At 69.9% G+C, this 16,710-nt stretch carries 17 protein-coding genes and 1 pseudogene; 17 read left to right on the top strand and 1 reads right to left on the bottom strand.

What is annotated here, in order from left to right:
• Positions 1–74: 74 nt before the first annotated feature.
• The 15 genes and pseudogenes from G5S38_RS02745 to G5S38_RS02675 all read left to right on the top strand — a co-directional run bounded on the left by G5S38_RS02745 (position 75) and on the right by G5S38_RS02675 (position 15,121).
• Positions 75–1,415: a replication-associated recombination protein A gene (locus tag G5S38_RS02745; RefSeq protein ID WP_165063981.1), complete on the top strand. Its 1,341-nt coding sequence runs from the start codon at positions 75–77 to the stop codon at positions 1,413–1,415.
• 241 nt (positions 1,416–1,656) lie between these two features.
• A complete protein-coding gene (gene rpsD / locus G5S38_RS02740; protein ID WP_165063978.1) occupies positions 1,657–2,286 on the top strand; it encodes a 30S ribosomal protein S4 in 630 nt (209 codons plus the stop codon).
• 83 nt (positions 2,287–2,369) lie between these two features.
• Positions 2,370–2,606 (top strand): hypothetical protein, encoded by a 237-nt coding sequence (locus tag G5S38_RS02735; protein WP_235928867.1) that lies wholly within the window; start codon positions 2,370–2,372, stop codon positions 2,604–2,606.
• Positions 2,607–2,680: 74 nt separating this feature from the next.
• Positions 2,681–5,338, top strand: coding sequence for an alanine--tRNA ligase (gene alaS / locus G5S38_RS02730; RefSeq protein ID WP_165063976.1), 2,658 nt, complete (start codon positions 2,681–2,683; stop codon positions 5,336–5,338).
• 3 nt (positions 5,339–5,341) lie between these two features.
• Entirely contained in the window at positions 5,342–5,806 is a 465-nt protein-coding gene (gene ruvX, locus G5S38_RS02725; RefSeq protein ID WP_165063974.1) for a Holliday junction resolvase RuvX, read from the top strand.
• Position 5,807: 1 nt separating this feature from the next.
• Positions 5,808–7,118, top strand: coding sequence for an endolytic transglycosylase MltG (gene mltG, locus G5S38_RS02720; RefSeq protein WP_235928866.1), 1,311 nt, complete (start codon positions 5,808–5,810; stop codon positions 7,116–7,118).
• Positions 7,105–7,986 (top strand): shikimate dehydrogenase family protein, encoded by an 882-nt coding sequence (locus tag G5S38_RS02715; RefSeq protein ID WP_165063971.1) that lies wholly within the window; start codon positions 7,105–7,107, stop codon positions 7,984–7,986. Before mltG ends, G5S38_RS02715 begins: the two co-directional genes overlap by 14 nt.
• 48 nt (positions 7,987–8,034) lie before the next feature.
• Positions 8,035–9,309, top strand: a complete 1,275-nt coding sequence (gene aroC, locus G5S38_RS02710; protein WP_165063969.1) for a chorismate synthase — start codon at positions 8,035–8,037, stop codon at positions 9,307–9,309.
• On the top strand, positions 9,302–9,874 hold the full coding sequence (locus G5S38_RS02705) for a shikimate kinase (RefSeq protein ID WP_165063967.1): 573 nt from the start codon (positions 9,302–9,304) through the stop codon (positions 9,872–9,874). Before aroC ends, G5S38_RS02705 begins: the two co-directional genes overlap by 8 nt.
• Positions 9,871–10,950: a 3-dehydroquinate synthase gene (gene aroB / locus G5S38_RS02700; RefSeq protein WP_165063965.1), complete on the top strand. Its 1,080-nt coding sequence runs from the start codon at positions 9,871–9,873 to the stop codon at positions 10,948–10,950. Before G5S38_RS02705 ends, aroB begins: the two co-directional genes overlap by 4 nt.
• Positions 10,951–11,071: 121 nt before the next feature.
• Positions 11,072–11,635 carry an elongation factor P gene (efp, locus tag G5S38_RS02695; protein WP_165063963.1) on the top strand — a complete coding sequence of 188 codons (564 nt, stop codon included), beginning with the start codon at positions 11,072–11,074 and terminating at the stop codon, positions 11,633–11,635.
• Positions 11,635–12,051, top strand: coding sequence for a transcription antitermination factor NusB (nusB, locus tag G5S38_RS02690; RefSeq protein WP_165063961.1), 417 nt, complete (start codon positions 11,635–11,637; stop codon positions 12,049–12,051). The genes efp and nusB overlap by 1 nt, the downstream gene beginning before the upstream one ends.
• 141 nt (positions 12,052–12,192) lie before the next feature.
• A pseudogene (locus G5S38_RS02685) lies at positions 12,193–13,005 on the top strand (ABC transporter ATP-binding protein); the annotation flags it as partial.
• A gap of 170 nt (positions 13,006–13,175) precedes the next feature.
• Positions 13,176–14,213, top strand: coding sequence for an aliphatic sulfonate ABC transporter substrate-binding protein (locus G5S38_RS02680; protein WP_165063957.1), 1,038 nt, complete (start codon positions 13,176–13,178; stop codon positions 14,211–14,213).
• Between the two features lie 113 nt (positions 14,214–14,326).
• The gene (locus G5S38_RS02675; protein WP_235928873.1) at positions 14,327–15,121 is read left to right on the top strand and encodes an ABC transporter permease; all 795 of its coding nucleotides are present in this window, start codon (positions 14,327–14,329) and stop codon (positions 15,119–15,121) included.
• Positions 15,122–15,231: 110 nt separating this feature from the next.
• On the opposite strand, the gene G5S38_RS02670 is transcribed toward G5S38_RS02675, so the two are convergent.
• The gene (locus G5S38_RS02670; protein WP_165063953.1) at positions 15,232–15,516 is read right to left on the bottom strand and encodes a GlsB/YeaQ/YmgE family stress response membrane protein; all 285 of its coding nucleotides are present in this window, start codon (positions 15,514–15,516) and stop codon (positions 15,232–15,234) included.
• A 166-nt stretch (positions 15,517–15,682) separates the two neighbouring features.
• Between G5S38_RS02670 and G5S38_RS02665 the strand changes: the two genes are divergently transcribed.
• Both G5S38_RS02665 and G5S38_RS02660 read left to right on the top strand, forming a co-directional pair.
• Positions 15,683–16,348 (top strand): response regulator transcription factor, encoded by a 666-nt coding sequence (locus G5S38_RS02665; protein ID WP_165063951.1) that lies wholly within the window; start codon positions 15,683–15,685, stop codon positions 16,346–16,348.
• Positions 16,349–16,455: 107 nt separating this feature from the next.
• Positions 16,456–16,710, top strand: a 255-nt coding sequence (locus G5S38_RS02660) for a hypothetical protein (protein WP_201276558.1), incomplete at its 3' end; no start/stop codon positions are given.

Genomic DNA, 16,710 nt, shown 5'->3' with positions numbered 1-16,710 from the left:
CCGGTTCCCTGGCCCCGGTATCGAGCGGGTGCCCCACAGCACTGTAGCGGCGTCGGCGCGGATACCATGGCTGCATGGTCGACGCCCCGCTGGGACTGCGCTCGGGCGCGACACCCCTCGCGGTGCGCATGCGTCCGACGTCGCTCGACGACGTCGCGGGCCAGCGCCACCTGCTCGGCCCCGGATCGCCGCTCGTGAGCCTCGCGACCGACACCTCGGGGGAGCGCGGGTCGGTCTCCGTCATCCTGTGGGGGCCGCCGGGCACCGGCAAGACCACCCTCGCCCAGGCGATCGCGCACAGCTCCGGCCGCAACTTCGTCGAGCTCTCCGCCGTGAACGCCGGGGTCAAGGACGTGCGGCAGGTGATGGTAGACGCGATGTCGAAGCGCGACCTGTACGGCATCTCGACCGTGCTGTTCCTCGACGAGATCCACCGGTTCACCAAGGCGCAGCAGGATGCCCTGTTGCCCGGGGTCGAGAACGGCTGGGTGATCCTGGTGGCCGCGACGACCGAGAACCCGTCGTTCTCGGTGATCTCGCCCCTGCTCTCCCGCTCGCTGCTGCTCACCCTCGAGCCGCTCTCCGACGACGACCTGGGCATCCTCATCGACCGGGCGGTGAGCGACGACCGCGGCCTCGCCGGTTCGGTGACAGTGGATGACGAGGCCAGGAGCACCCTCATCAGGCTCGCGTCCGGCGACGCGCGACGCGCGCTGACCGCACTCGAGGCCGCCGCGTTGAGTGCCGCGTCGACCGCGGACATCGAGGACGACGAGCCTCCCGTGGTCACCGCGCAGATCGTGGCATCCGCCGTCGACCGGGCGCTGCTGCGCTACGACCGCAACGGCGACGAGCACTACGACGTGATCAGTGCGTTCATCAAGTCGGTGCGCGGGTCGGACGTCGACGCGGCCATCCACTACCTCGCGCGGATGATCGAGGCGGGGGAGGACCCGCGGTTCATCGCGCGGCGCATCATCGTAAGCGCGGCGGAAGACATCGGCATGGCCGACCCGCAGGCCCTCGTGATCGCGGTGGCCGCGGCAGACGCCGTGCAGTTCATCGGCATGCCGGAGGGGCGCATCCCGCTGGCCGAGGCCGTCACGTACCTCGCGACCGCACCGAAGTCGAACCGCTCGTACCTGGCCATCGACCAGGCCATCGCCGACGTGCGGGCCGGCGACTTCGGCCGGGTGCCCGCGCCGATGCGCGACGCGCACTACCCGGGAGCCAAGCGGCTCGGGCACGGCAAGGGCTACCGCTACGCGCACGACTCCGACCTCGGGGTGGTCGCGCAGCAGTACCTGCCCGACGCGCTGAAGGGTACCGAGTACTACCGCCCGACCGAGCACGGGTACGAGCGAGACGTGGCCGCGCGGCTCGCGAAACTCCGGCGGATCACGCGCGGCGAGTAGTCGTGGCATCCACTGAAATCGCCTCGCCTCACCGCCGTGCTGCGGGGCCGCCCCGTGCTAGCCTTATCGATGCCTGCAGAGGGCACACGCGCACGGCTGCTGCATGTGTCACCTGAAAGGGTTCGTTCTTTAGCCGAACGATTCCCGCGGCACATCCCTCTTCTAATCGTTCGATCGTTGCCGCGTGCGGCCGCGAATCGAAGCCCTGTTGAAGACCGATGCTTTGTACCGAAAGGAAACCGTGTCTACTAAGTCACGTACTCGTAGCAAGACCCGCCTCTCCCGTGCGCTGGGGATCCCCCTGACGCCGAAGGCGGCCAAGTACCTCGAAAAGCGCCCGTACGCTCCCGGTGAGCACGGACGTACCAAGCGCAAGACCGACTCCGACTATGCGGTGCGCCTTCGCGAGAAGCAGCGCCTGCGTGCCCAGTACGGCATCCGCGAGGCGCAGCTCAAGATCGTGTTCCAGGAGGCCCGTCGCGCCGCCGGACTGACCGGTGAGAACCTGGTCGAGCTGCTCGAGATGCGTCTCGACGCGCTCGTCGTTCGCGCCGGCATCGCCCGCACCACCGCGCAGGCCCGCCAGCTGATCGTGCACCGCCACATCCTGGTCGACGGACTGCGCGTCGACCGCCCGTCGTTCCGCGTCAAGCCGGGACAGCAGATCCACGTGCACGCCAAGAGCGAAGGCCTCGAGCCGTTCCAGGTGGCAGCAGCCGGCGCACACGCCGACCTGCTCCCCAAGGTTCCCGCCTACCTCGAGGTGGAGATCGACAAGCTACAGGCACGCCTCGTGCGTCGCCCGAAGCGCGCCGAAGTGCCCGTGACCTGTGAAGTACAGCTCGTCGTCGAGTACTACGCGGCCCGATAGCTCGGATCGCACGAAAGCGGGGCACTGCGGTGTCCCGCTTTCGGCATTTAAGGGCCAACACGGCACGACGTAAGCTGGAGTCCGTGCGCCCGGACCGTCTGCGCGCCCCCGTATCCATTGGAGAATCCGTGAAGAGCGTCGCGCTGGTCTGCGCCGGACTGCTGGCTGGCTTCGTCACCGCAGGCCGGGTCAGGGCGACCCCCGGCGGCAGGGCACTGCTCGACGACATCGACGACTACGTGCGCCGGTTCCTCGGCGCCGTCGTCTCCGGCTACCGGCAGCGCGAATCCGAACTGCGCGCCGCAGCCCCCGAGGGCTGACCGACACCCACCCCCGTTCTCCACCATTCCCACCGACCGGCGAAGGCCGCCGGTCCACGCAACCTCAGGACATCATGCAGACCGCTGACATTCGCCGCCGCTGGCTCACCTACTTCTCCGACCGTGGACACACCGTCGTGCCATCCGCATCACTGGTCAGCGACGACCCGACGCTGCTCTTCACCGTCGCCGGCATGGTGCCGTTCGTGCCATACCTCACCGGCCTCGTTCCCGCACCCTACGACCGTGCGACGAGCGTGCAGAAGTGCATCCGCACCCTCGACATCGAGGAGGTCGGCAAGACCACCCGGCACGGCACGTTCTTCCAGATGAACGGCAACTTCTCGTTCGGCGACTACTTCAAGGAGCAGGCCATCGCCTACGCCTGGGAGCTGCTCACCACCTCGGAGGCTGACGGCGGCCTCGGCTTCGACCCCAAGGACCTCTGGGTCACCGTCTACGAGGACGACGACGACGCCGCGAGGCACTGGCGCACCATCGCGGGTCTTCCCGAGCACCGCATCCAGCGCATGGGCAAGGCAGACAACTACTGGTCGATGGGTACCCCCGGCCCCGCCGGCCCCGACTCCGAGGTGTTCTTCGACCGCGGGCCTGAGTACGGCAGGGAGGGCGGCCCCGCCGCCGACGACAACCGCTACATCGAGATCTGGAACCTCGTCTTCATGCAGTGGCTGCGCGGCGCATCGATCGGCGCCCACGACTTCGAGATCCTCGGCGAGCTGCCGAGCAAGAACATCGACACCGGCATGGGCCTCGAGCGGGTGGCGTTCCTCAAGCAGGGCGTCGAGAACATCTACGAGATCGACCAGGTGCGCCCGGTGCTCGACATGGCAGCCGCGCTCTCCGGCCGCCGCTACGGCGCCGACCCGGAGGATGACGTGCGCATGCGTGTCGTCGCCGACCACGTGCGCTCCGCCCTCATGCTGATGAGCGACGGCGTCACCCCGTCGAACGAGGGCCGCGGCTACATCCTGCGTCGCCTGCTGCGCCGCAGCGTGCGCTCGATGCGCCTGCTGGGCGTCGACACCGCGACTTTCGGCGAGCTGTTCCCGGCGTCGCGCGACGCCATGAAGGACGCCTACCCCGAGGTCGAGACGTCGTACGACCGCATCGGTCGGCTCGCGTACGCCGAGGAGGAGACCTTCCTTCGCACCCTCGCGAGCGGCACCAGCATCCTCGACCTCGCCGTCACCAAGACCAAGGGTGCAGGCACCGGCGAGCTGCCGGGCGACACCGCCTTTCTGCTGCACGACACCTTCGGGTTCCCCATCGACCTGACGCTCGAGATGGCGGAGGAGGCCGGCCTCAGCGTCGACCGCAGCGCGTTCGACGCGCTCATGCTCGAGCAGCGCACCATGGCCAAGGCCGACGCCAAGTCGAAGAAGACCCTGCTGGCCGACCTGTCGGTCTACAGCGCATTCCGCGCCGCGGGCGAGACGGTGTTCACCGGCTACGACTACCTCGACACCGACTCCACCATCCTCGGCCTCATCGTCGACGGCGCCTCGGTGACGAGCGCCTCGTCTGGCGACATCGCGGAGGTCATCCTCGCGGAGACCTCGCTCTACCCCGAGTCGGGTGGCCAGGAGGCCGACGCCGGCAGCATCATCGGCACCGGGTTCGACCTCGAGGTGCTCGACGTGCAGCGCCCGGTCAAGGGGCTGGTCAGCCACAAGGTGCAGGTGCGCTCCGGCGAGGTGGGGGTGGGGGATGCCGCCACCAGCGTCGTCGACCGGGAATGGCGCCGCGGGGCCACCCAGGCGCATTCCGCGACCCACCTCATTCACGCGGCCCTGCGGCAGACCCTCGGCGACGAGGCCCACCAGGCCGGCTCGTACAATCGTGCCGGGTACATGCGCCTCGACTTCAACTGGACACAGCCGCTCTCGCCCGCGACCCGCAGCGAGATAGAGGAGATCTCGAACAATGCCATCCGGCAGAATCTCGAGGTCGAGACTCGCGTGATGCCGCTGGCCGAGGCGAAGGCGCTCGGCGCCATGGCGCTGTTCGGAGAGAAGTACAGCGAGACCGTGCGCGTCGTCGATATCGGCGGCCCATGGTCACGCGAACTGTGCGCGGGCACGCACGTGGGGCGCAGCTCCGAGGTCGGCCTGATCAACCTCGTCAGCGAGGCGTCGATCGGATCGAGCAACCGGCGCATCGAGTCGCTCGTCGGCATCGACGCGTTCCGCGACCTCGCCACCGAGCGAGCCATCGTCGGCCAGCTCACCTCCACCCTGAAGACGCCCCGCGAGCAGCTGCCAGACCGCATCGGCGAACTGATGGCGAGCCTGAAGGCGGCCGAGAAGAAGATCGCCGAGTTCGAGTCGGCCGCGCTCTCGCAGCGCGTGCCCGCCCTCGCCGACACCGCGACGCGTATCGGCGAACTCTCGGTGGTCAGCGCGTCCGTCGGTGAACTGGCGTCGGCCGACGACCTGCGCGCGCTCGCACAGGGCGTGCGCACCCGGCTCGGCAGCGACGCCGCGGTGGTCGCCATCGCCGCTGAGGTGAAGGGCAAGCCCGCCATCATCGTGGCGACGAATGACGCCGCCCGCCAGCGCGGGGCGAAGGCCGGCGTGCTGGCGCGCGCCGCGGCATCCATCCTCGGCGGCGGCGGGGGCGGGAAGGACGACCTCGCCCAGGGCGGCGGAACCGATGTGGCCGCCATTCCGGCGGCGCTCGACGCCGTCACCGGCGAGCTCGCGAGGTAGAGCGTGCGCACGGGCGTACGCCTCGGCATCGATGTCGGCAAGGCGCGCATCGGGGTGTCGCGCAGCGACCTGCACGGCATGATGGCGCTGCCCGTCGAGACCGTGCGCCGGGGCGACGGAGACGTCGCCGCGATCCTCGCGCACGCGGCGGAGTACGACGCGGCGGAGATCGTGGTCGGGCTGCCCATCGGCATGAGCGGGGCAGACACCGCGTCGACCGAGGATGCCCGCCAGTTCGCCATGCGCATCGCCGTCGGCGTGGCCCCGACGCCCGTGCGGCTCGTCGACGAGCGCCTGTCGACGGTGTCGGCCACGCAGGCGCTGCGCGCCTCAGGACGCACCGCGCGCAACTCGCGCGGAGTCGTCGATCAGGTGGCCGCCGTTATAATTCTGCAACATGCCCTCGACGTCGAGCGCTCGAGCGGGAATCCGCCGGGCACCGCAGTAGTCCCGGACGAAAGAACCTAACGTGGCCAAAGAACCGAGCTGGGACGAGATATTCACCTCGGGCCCCACATCCTCAGACCCGCAGTCGGCAGCCGACTCCGTCGGACCCGACGGGGTCTCTGCCGGGCCCCACGGCGAACCGGCGTCCCGCCCCGTCGGCTTCTCGCGCGAGCAGGCCGCCCCCGCCGAGCACCGCCCGGCGTCGGAGCGCACGCGCCGCAAGCGCGGCTCGCGCGACCCTGAGGAGAAGGGCATGTCGGTGCGGCGCCACCTGCTGGGCCTACTTGCCATCCTCGTCACCGCCGTTCTCGTGCTGGGTGCCGGAGCCGCCGCCGTGTTCTTCTCGTTCGAAGACCAGATCCGCGGCGTCATGGGCTGGGAGGAATCTAACGACTTCGACGGCGAAGGCTCGGGAGAAGTGGTCGTCACGATCACCAACGGACAGGTCGGCAGCGACGTCGCGACGACCCTGGTCGACGCGGGAGTCGTCAAGTCGTACGAGGCGTTCTACGGGCTGCTCCTCGAGAACCCCGCGGTGGCGTTCCAGCCCGGTAGCTTCGCGTTGCGCTCCGAGATGAGCGCGCAGGCCGCCCTCGACGCCCTCACCGACCCCGCGAACAAGGTATCCACCCGCGTCGCCATCCCCGAGGGCACCACCCTGCCCGGGGTGCTCGAGCGACTCGCCAGCGTCAGCGACTCCACCGGGGTCACCCGTGAGCAACTCGATGCCGCATCGACCGACCTCGCCGGGTTCGGGCTCCCCGCCGAGGCGCCGAGCCTCGAGGGGTACCTGTTTCCCGCCACCTACAGCCTCGACCCCGGTCTCGACGCCAAGGCCATGCTGCAGATGATGGTCACCGAGATGTTCACCAGACTCGACGCGCTCGGCGTGCCGGCCGAAGACCGCCACCGCGTGCTCACCCTCGCCGCCCTCACCCAGAAGGAGGGCGGCAACTCGAACGACTTCTTCAAGATCGCCCGGGTCTGGGAGAACCGCATCGCCGAGGGGATGCCCCTGCAGTCGGACGCCACGGTGAGCTACGGCTCCGGCGGAACCACCATCTCGACCTCCGACGAGGAACGCGCAGACGCGAGCAACCCGTACAACACCTATGCCAACCCCGGCCTCCCGGTCGGACCGATCTCGAACCCGGGCGAGGACGCCATCGAGGCGACCCTGAACCCCGCCGAGGGCAGCTGGATGTACTTCGTGCTCATCAACGGCGAGACCGGCGAGACCGCGTTCACCGACACCTTCGCCGACCACCAGGAACAGGTCCTGGTGTGGCAGCAGTGGCTGCGGGAGCACCCGGGCTTCGATGACCCCAGCTGACGACGGGGGCGGCACCCGGCTGGCCGTTCTCGGGTCGCCGATCGCGCACTCCCAGTCGCCCGCCCTGCATGCCGCCGCCTATGGCGTGCTCGGCCTGCCGTGGACCTACGAGGCCATCGAGGTGCGGCAGCCCGATCTGGGCGCATTCGTGAGGTCGGTCGCGGTCGACCCGGCGTGGCGCGGGCTCTCGCTGACCATGCCGCTCAAGCGCGACATCCTGCCGATGCTCGATACCCGTGATGAACCGACCGGGCTGACCGGCGGGGCGAACACCGTGCTGCTCGACGACGGGCGGCTGCGCGGGTTCAACACCGATGTGTACGGCGTCACCGCCGCGCTGCGCGAGGCGGGCATCGACGGCCTGCGGAGCGTCGAGATCCTCGGGGCGGGCGCCACCGCGGCATCCGTGCTCGCCGCCGTTCACGCGCTCGGCGCCACCGGGCTGCTGCTGCGCGCCCGCGACGCCGGGAGGGCGCGGCCGGTCGTCGAGCTCGCACGCCGACTCGGTATGACCGTCACGGTGCTGGCGCCCCGCGAACCGGGGGAGGCCGGATTCGCCGCCGATCTCGTGGTGAGCACCCTGCCAGGAGGTGCCGACATGCCTGCGGCCCCGTCGACCGCGAACCCGGCGAGCACCCCGCTGCTCGACGTCGCGTATTCACCGTGGCCGACTGCGGTGGCCGCCTACTGGCTCGCCGGTGGCGGGCGCGTGATCGGCGGTCTCGAGATGCTTGTGAACCAGGCGCTCGGCCAGGTGCGCGCGTTCACATTCGGCGACCCGTGGATGCCGCTCGCCGACGAACCGGCGGTGCTGCGGGCCATGCGCGCGAGCATCGGCCTCGACCCGGAGGCCGCCCGCGTCGTGTGACGGGCCCGGGCGACGTTCACCCATCTAGGGCTGTGGGAGGATTTACCCATGCTTCGTTGGTTGACCGCAGGAGAATCGCACGGCCCCGAACTGGTGGCGATCCTCGAGGGGCTCCCCGCCGGAGTGCCGGTTTCGGCGGAGGGGATCCGCGCCGACCTGGCCCGCCGCAAGCTCGGCTACGGCCGAGGCGCCCGCATGAAGTTCGAGGAGGACCAGCTCGACATCTCGGGCGGCATCCGCTTCGGCCTCAGCATGGGCAGCCCGGTCGCGCTGCGCATCGGCAACACCGAGTGGCCGCGCTGGGTCGACGTGATGAGCGCGTCGCCCGTCGACCCCGAGACCCTGCCGAAAGGGCGGGGCGCCGCCCTCACCCGCCCGCGCCCCGGCCACGCCGACCTGGTCGGCATGCAGAAGTACGACTTCGCCGAGGCCCGCAACGTGCTCGAGCGGGCCAGCGCCCGCGAGACCGCCGCGCGCGTCGCCCTCGGCGCCGTGGCCAGGGCATTCCTCGCCGAGCTCGGCATCACCCTGGTCAGCCACACCCTCGCGATCGGCCCGGTGCGGGTGCCCGACGGTTCGCCGCTACCCGCCCCCGCCGATGTCGGCGCGCTCGACGCCGATCCGCTGCGCTGCTTCGACCCCGCGACATCCACCCTGATGGTCGCCGAAGTCGACCGCGCGCACGACGACGGTGACACCCTCGGCGGAGTCGTCGAGGTCCTCGCCTACGGCGTACCGCCCGGCCTCGGGTCGTACACGCACTGGGATCGCCGGCTCGACTCGCAGCTCGCCGCAGCCCTCATGGGCATCCAGGCCATCAAGGGCGTCGAGGTCGGCGACGGATTCCTCACCACCACTCGCCGTGGCTCGGTCGCGCACGACGAACTCGTGCAGGGAGCCGACGGCATCACCCGCCTCACCGACCGCGCTGGCGGCACCGAGGGCGGCATGAGCACCGGAACCGTGCTGCGGGTCAGCGCCGGCATGAAGCCGATCGCCACGATCCCGCACGCGCTGCGCACCGTCGACGTCGCGACCGGCACCGCAGCGGAAGCGCACCACCAGCGGTCCGACGTGTGCGCGGTGCCGGCATCCGGGGTCGTCGCCGAGGCCATGGTCGCCCTCGTGCTCGCGAACTCGGTGCTCGAGAAGTTCGGCGGCGACTCGGTGGGGGAGACCCGCCGCAACCTGCGCGCCTACCTCGACGCCATCCCCGACGCCCTGATCACCGCATCGAGCAGTGACCCTGCAGCGGACCCCGCGTCCGACACCGCGTCCGATTCAGTGAACGGCCTCGCACCGACGGGCGGGGTGGATGCCTGACGCCCCCGACACCCCGGGCGACGCTGGCACTGCCGCGCCCGACGACTCCACCCGCCCCTACCTCGTCGTGATCGGCGCCCCGGGGGCCGGCAAGACGCGCATCGGCAAGAAGGTCGCCAAGATGCTGCGGGTACCGTTCGTCGACACCGACCGGCGCATCGTGATGCGCCACGGACCCATCGCCCAGATCTTCAGCGGCAGGGGAGAAGACCACTTTCGGCGCATCGAGCGCGTCGAGGTCGCCAAGGCACTCACCGAGCGGGCCGTGGTCTCGCTCGGCGGGGGAGCGGTGCTCGACCCAGCCACACAGGCCGACCTCGCCGACAAGCGCGTCGCCCTCATGACCGTGAGCGCCGAGGCCGTCGCCATGCGGCTCGGCCAGAGCCGTCCCCTGCTGCAGCGCGGCGGAGTCGCCGCGTGGGAGGGACTCGTCGCCGCGCGCCGCGACATCTACGAGCGACTCGCATCCAGAAGCTGGGACACCTCCACCCGACCCATCGACACCATCGCGCGGGAGATCGCCGACTGGGTCACCGCCGACTGCGCGAAAGAGACCGCACCATGACGACACCCACCACGACCATTCCCGTCGGGGGAGCATCGCCATACGACGTGCTCGTCGGCCGCGACATCCTGAACCTGATCGGCGAGAGCCTCGACCGCAGCGTCGCCAAGATCCTCATCGTGCACCCATCGACCCTCGGTGCCCGCGCCGCGGCACTCCGCGAGAGCCTGCTCGACCGCTACGAAGTCGTGCTCGCCGAGATTCCCGACGCCGAAGCGGGCAAGCGCATCGAGGTCGCCGCCTTCTGCTGGCAGGTGATGGGGCAGTCCGACTTCACCCGCTCCGACGTCGTGATCGGCTTCGGCGGGGGCGCGACCACTGACGTCGCCGGGTTCGTCGCCGCCACCTGGCTGCGTGGGGTCACCCTCATCCAGGTGCCCACCACGCTGCTCGGCATGGTCGACGCCTCCATCGGCGGCAAGACCGGCATCAACACCGCGGAGGGCAAGAACCTGGTCGGTTCGTTCTACGCCCCGTCGCTCGTGGTCGCCGACCTCGACACCCTGCACGGGCTCAGCCAGATGGAGATCCTCGCGGGCTTCGGCGAGGTCGTGAAGTGCGGCTTCATCGCCGAGCCCGAGATCCTCGACGTGATCGAGGCGGGCGTCGACACCGCCACCGACTCGACCTCCGCCGAATTCCGCCGGGTCGTCGAACTCTCGATCGGCATCAAGGCCCGCGTCGTCAGCGAGGACTTCACCGACCGCGGCGTTCGCGAGTTCCTCAACTACGGGCACACCCTCGGCCACGCCGTCGAATACGCCGAGCGCTTCCAGTGGCGGCACGGCGCCGCGGTCGCGATCGGCATGGTCTACGCTGCGGAGCTGGCCAGGCTCACCGGCCGGCTGCAGGACTCCGTGGTCGACCGGCACCGCAGCATCCTGACCTCGCTGCAACTGCCCACCGACTACCCCCTCGGCCGCTGGAACACCCTGCTCGCCGCCATGCAGCGCGACAAAAAGGCCCGCGGCAGCATGCTGCGCTTCATCGTGCTCGACGACATCGCGAAGCCCACCGTGCTCACCGGCCCCGACCAGAGCCTGCTCTTCGCCGCCTACCAGGAAGTCGGCGTGTAGCGACCGATTCGCCTCCGGCGGGGCGCATGGATGCCGCGGCGGCGGCCCACAGGCGGTAAACTGCATGCTTCTGCGCTCACGAGCGCCTTCCCGCACCCCACTCGAATGGAATACCCCTCGCATGGCTTCAACCGCTGACATCCGGAACGGCGTCGTTCTCAACATGGACGGCCAACTGTGGACCGTGATCGAGTTCCAGCACGTCAAGCCGGGCAAGGGCGGCGCCTTCGTGCGCACGAAGGTCAAGAACGTCATGACGGGCAAGACCGTCGACCGCACGTTCAACGCCGGCGCGAAGATCGAGACCGAGACCGTCGACCGCCGCGACTTCCAGTACCTGTACCGCGACGGCGACGGGTTCGTCTTCATGGACGTCTCCGACTACGACCAGATCACCCTCTCGACCACGGTCGTCGGCGACGCGGCCAACTACCTGCTCGAGAACCAGAACGCGACCGTCGCGCTGCACAACGGCAACCCGCTCTACGTCGAGCTGCCAGCGTCCGTCGTGCTCGAGATCACCTACACCGAGCCCGGCCTGCAGGGCGACCGCTCCACCGGCGGCACCAAGCCCGCGACCGTCGAGACCGGCCACCAGATCCAGGTTCCGCTCTTCCTCGAACAGGGCACCAGGGTCAAGGTCGACACCAGGGACGGCAGCTACCTGGGTCGCGTGAACGACTAGTGAGCGCTCGCTCCAAGGCGCGCAAGCGCGCACTCGACATCCTCTACGTCGCCGACGTGCGCGGCATCAGCATCAACGACTCGCTGAGCGACGCCACTTCGCGCGCCCTCATCGAGCCGCAGCAGCGCGAGGCCTCGTGGAACTACGCCCGCGAGATCGTGCTCGGCGTCGTCGGGCACGGCGACGAGATCGACGAACTGATCGAGACCTACTCGCAGGGCTGGACCATCGCCCGCATGCCCGCCGTCGATCGCGCCATCCTGCGCATCGGCATCTGGGAGCTGCTGTTCAACGACGCGGTGCCCGCCGCCGTCGCGATCTCGGAAGCCGTCGACCAGGCACGGTCGCTGAGCACCGAGGACTCCGGCAAGTTCGTCAACGGGCTGCTCGCCAGCGTCGCCACCTCGGTCGCCTGAGCCCGACGCCGTCGGTACTCGGCGGGGCCTGACGCCATTCGGCCGGGCCGGACGGCAGTCGCCAGGCACGGCGCCCCGGCAAGATTGCGTCACGTTACGCGCGATTGTCGGAGCGACCCGGCCCCTCGGTACCGTGGGGCCATGTCGATCACCACGGTTTCCGAACGCACAGCGGTGCCCGCGCTGCCCGTGTCGGTGCGCGGCGTCGGCCGCACCTTCGCGGGCAGCAACGGGCAGGCCGCCCGCAGGGTGCTGCGCGGTATCGACCTCGAGATCGAGCCGGGCGAGATCATCGCCATGATCGGCCCATCCGGCTGCGGAAAGTCCACGTTGCTGCGCCAGATCAGCGGACTCGATGCCCCCACCGAGGGATCCATCGCCATCGCCGACACCGCGGTCACCGGCATCGACCTCCGCTGCGCGGTCGCCTTCCAGGAGCCGCGGCTGCTGCCGTGGCGCTCCATCGAGAGGAACGTCGCCGTCGGGCTGCCGAGGGGAACCGATTCCGCGGCGGGCGCCGAGCGCGTCACCGAACTGATCGACCTGGTCGGCCTCGAGGGCTCCAAGCAGCTGCGCCCGCGACAGGTATCCGGCGGAATGGCGCAGCGGGCCTCCCTCGCCAGGGCGCTCGCCCGCGGCCCGGGCGTGCTCGTACTCGACGAACCGTTCGGCGCGCTCGACGCCCTGACCCGCCTGCGCATGCAGGACCTCCTCCTCGACATCCACGCCGCGGAGCCCGCCACCATCGTGCTGGTCACCCACGACGTCGACGAGGCGCTCTACCTCGCCGACCGCATCGTGCTGCTCGGCCAGGTCGACGGTGCAGAGGGGTCGACCATCCGCCGCATCCTCACCGTTCCCGGCACGCGGCCGCGCGACCGCGGTGACGCCACCCTCGCCGGCCTCCGCGCCGACCTGCTCGAGGGCCTCGGCGTGCACAGCTACCACGCCAGCACCCCGCACGCCAGCAGCCCGCATTCCGGCAGCCCGCACGCGAGCAGCCCGCACGGCGGAGATGCCGCGAACGGCGACCCCACGAGCAGCGGCGATTCCGACTCCACCAGCCCCCGAACACGCACTGTCGCCGCACCCGACGGCGCAGCATCCACAACAAAGGACCCCCGATGAGATCCCGATCGTCTTTCGCCACCACGGCAGCAACCGTGGCGGCCGCCGCCCTCGTGCTCACCGGCTGCGTCGCCGGCGAGGGCTCCGCGACCGACCAGCCCGCCGCCGAGACCGTGGAGGGCTACTCCGCAGACACACTCACCCTCGACTTCGCCACTTACAACCCGCTCAGCCTCATCGTCAGGGACCAGGGCTGGCTCGAAGCCGAACTGGGTGACGAGGTCGAGGTCAACTGGGTGCAGTCCGCCGGGTCGAACAAGGCCAACGAAGCCCTGCGCGCCGGGGCCATCGATGTCGGATCCACCGCGGGCTCCGCTGCCCTGCTCGCGCGGTCCAACGGCTCGCCGATCAAGGCGATCGGCATCTACTCGCAGCCCAACTGGTCGGCCCTGCTGGTGCCTGCGGGCTCCGACATCACCGATGTCAGTCAGCTCGCCGGCAAGTCCGTCGCCGCTACCCTCGGCACCGACCCGTACTTCTTCCTGCTGCAGTCGCTCGAGGAGGCCGGCCTCAGCATCGATGACGTCGACATCCAGAACCTGCAGCACGCCGACGGCAAGAGCGCCCTCGAATCCGGCGCGGTCGACGCGTGGTCGGGCCTCGACCCGCTGCTGTCGACGAGTGTCGCCGACGCGGGCTCCGAGATCATCTACGACAACATCGACTTCAACAGCTACGGGTTCCTCAACGCCACCGAGGGCTTCCTCGACGCCAGTCCCGACCTCGCGCAGCTCGTCGTCGACGCCTACGAGAAGGCCCGCCAGTGGGCCATTGACAACCCCGACGAGACTGCGGCGATCCTCGCCGAGGTCGCCGGTATCGACGTGGAGATCGCCACCACCACGCTGGTCGACCGCACCGTGCTCGACCTCGACCCGGTTCCGGGAGATGCGCAGCGCGACGTGCTCGAGGTCGTCGGGCCGATCTTCGTCGAATCCGGTGACGTCGCCAGCCAGGAACTGATCGATACCGCGCTCGACTCGCTGTTCGAGCCGGAGTACGCCGAGAACGCAGATCCGGACGCCATCGGATGACGGTGACCGAGCGAGCGCACGACGGTACCGACGCGGCCGGTGGCAGCACCGCGCCTTCGGCGAGCCTGAACCAGTACTCGTCGGGCTACGGGTACTCCACCGCGGGCAGTGCGCTGGGGCAGGAGCGCCGGGGCGATCGCCCGCGAGGCGGACGCGGCCGCGGAGTGTCTGCGGTGCTCGCGGGCGCGATATTGCCGATCGCGCTCCTCGCCGCGTGGTGGGCCATCTCCGCTTCCGGCATCGTGCCCGCCTACCGGCTGCCTTCGCCGCCGGATGTCTGGAACACCGGTGTCGCCCTCGCGGCGGAGGGCAGGCTCGGGCAGGACATCGCCATCTCGACCCAGCGGGTGCTGATCGGGTTCGTCATCGGGTCGGTAGTCGGCCTCGTGCTCGGGTCGCTGGTCGGACTCTCGCGCTGGGCGTCGCGTCTCGCCGCCCCCACCATCGGCGGATTCCGGGCCGTACCGTCGCTGGCGTGGGTTCCGCTCCTCGTGCTCTACCTCGGCATCAACGAGGACTCCAAGATCACGCTCATCGCGATCGGCGCGCTCTTCCCCGTCTACACGACGGTGGCGGGCGCCCTCCGGCACGTCGACCCGCACCTCGTCGAGGTGGGGCGCGCCTACGGCATGACGAGGGTCGAACTGCTCACCAGGGTGCAGCTGCCCGCAGTCATCCCGACCGTCGTCTCCGGGCTCCGCCTCGCGCTCGCGCAGGCCTGGTTGTTCCTGGTCGCGGCGGAGCTCATCGCGTCGTCGATGGGCCTGGGCTTCCTGCTCGTCGAGTCGCAGAACAACGGGCGCATCGATCGCATCTTCGTGGCCATCATCGTGCTCGCCGTGCTGGGCAAGACCACCGACGCCCTCATCGGGCTGCTCGAGAAGTACCTGCTCAAGCGCTGGGGCTAGCCCCGACGACACGAGAAACGCCCGCCCGCAGCATCCACCTGATGGATGCCGCGGAGCGGGCGTTTCGTCATGTGGGCTGCGATCACACGAGGCGACCACTGCCCGCGTGATCAGCGGCGGCTGGCGCTGCGGTTCTTGCTGCCGAAGCGGAGCCAGAGCAGCAGCACGATGACCGCGCCGATGATGGAGCCGATGATGCCGGCGGGCTGGAAGAAGCCGTCCTGGGCATCGGCACCGAAGATGAGGAACGCGAGGAAGCCACCCACGAACGATCCGATGATGCCGAGCAGCAGCGTCATGCCGATCGAGAGGTTCTGGCGTCCGGGAACGAGCAGGCGAGCGACGGCGCCGGCGATGATTCCGACGACGATGATGCTGATGATGAGACCGAGCATGGGGGTGTCCTTCGTTTGGTGCATGGTGAGGACATGCGATGGATCCGCGGATTCGCGGCGAGTACTACTCAAGCACCCCCTCGGCACGGGCAGTACACCCCTGGGGGTGTGATGACACCTCCTTGGGTGCATCTACCGTTGCCCCAGGGGGTGTAGGGTCCCTCCCATGGCCATCCCCGGCAAGCCCATCACCGTTACCCTCGTCGACGACTACGACGTGGTGCTGATCGGTCTCGCCCACATGTTCGATCGCTATCGCGACCGCATCGTGGTCTCCGAGATCAACGCCAACGCCGACCTGCAGGACGACATCGACATCGTCATGTACGACTCGTTCGCCCAGCCGGAATCCGACCACGACGAGATCCAGGCGCTCGTCGAGAACCCGCTTGCCGAGAAGGTCGTTGTCTACACCTGGAACTTCCAGCCCGAACTGATCGAGAACGCGCTCGCGCAGGGCGTGACCGGCTACCTGTCGAAGACGCTCGCGGCTCGCGACCTCGTCGCGGCCCTCGAGGCGGTGCACGCGGGGGAGACGGTGGTGAGCACGCCGCCCAAGCGGGCGAGCTCGAACAGCGGGCTGGACTGGCCGGGCCGCAACGAGGGCATCACCGACCGGGAGTCGGAGATCCTCGCGCTCATCACGCAGGGCAAGAGCAACGCCGACGTCGCCACGCTCACCTACCTCAGCCCGAACACCGTCAAGTCGTACATCCGCAGCGTCTACCGCAAGATCGAGGTCTCGAGCCGCACCCAGGCGGTGCTGTGGGGCCTCGACCACGGCTTCGCCCCCGACCACCACCGCATCGACCACTGGCGGGGCGGCCCCTGAACCAACGGGGCGCGCTAGGGTGTGACCCGGAACGGATACGAGATTTCCGCACAACGACCGTGCACCCTCCGCATCCCCGCTGGCCCGGCACCCCCGAAGGACGAATCATGTCGACGACGACCCACTGGCCCCGTTCAGCTGCACCCGCCGCGGGCGGTCACCGCACGCTGCGGGAGCGGGCGACCCGCACGGTCGCCGCCGCGATGCTGGCGGGCCTCGTCGTCGCGGGCAGCGTGGCGGGGGGCAGCGCGGCGGCGTCGGCCACCGTCGTCGCCGAGCCGGACGGCCCCGACCACGGCCCCCCGGGGCACTCCGTCTCCCCGGGCCTTGGCGGGACGCCCACGACCCGCCCCCCCGGGCCC

The sequence above is a fragment of the Marisediminicola senii genome (assembly GCF_011057645.1).
Lineage (GTDB): Bacteria > Actinomycetota > Actinomycetes > Actinomycetales > Microbacteriaceae > Marisediminicola > Marisediminicola senii.
The sequence above is the reverse complement of the archived record's forward strand: the minus strand, read 5'-3'. Positions and strand labels throughout refer to the sequence as shown.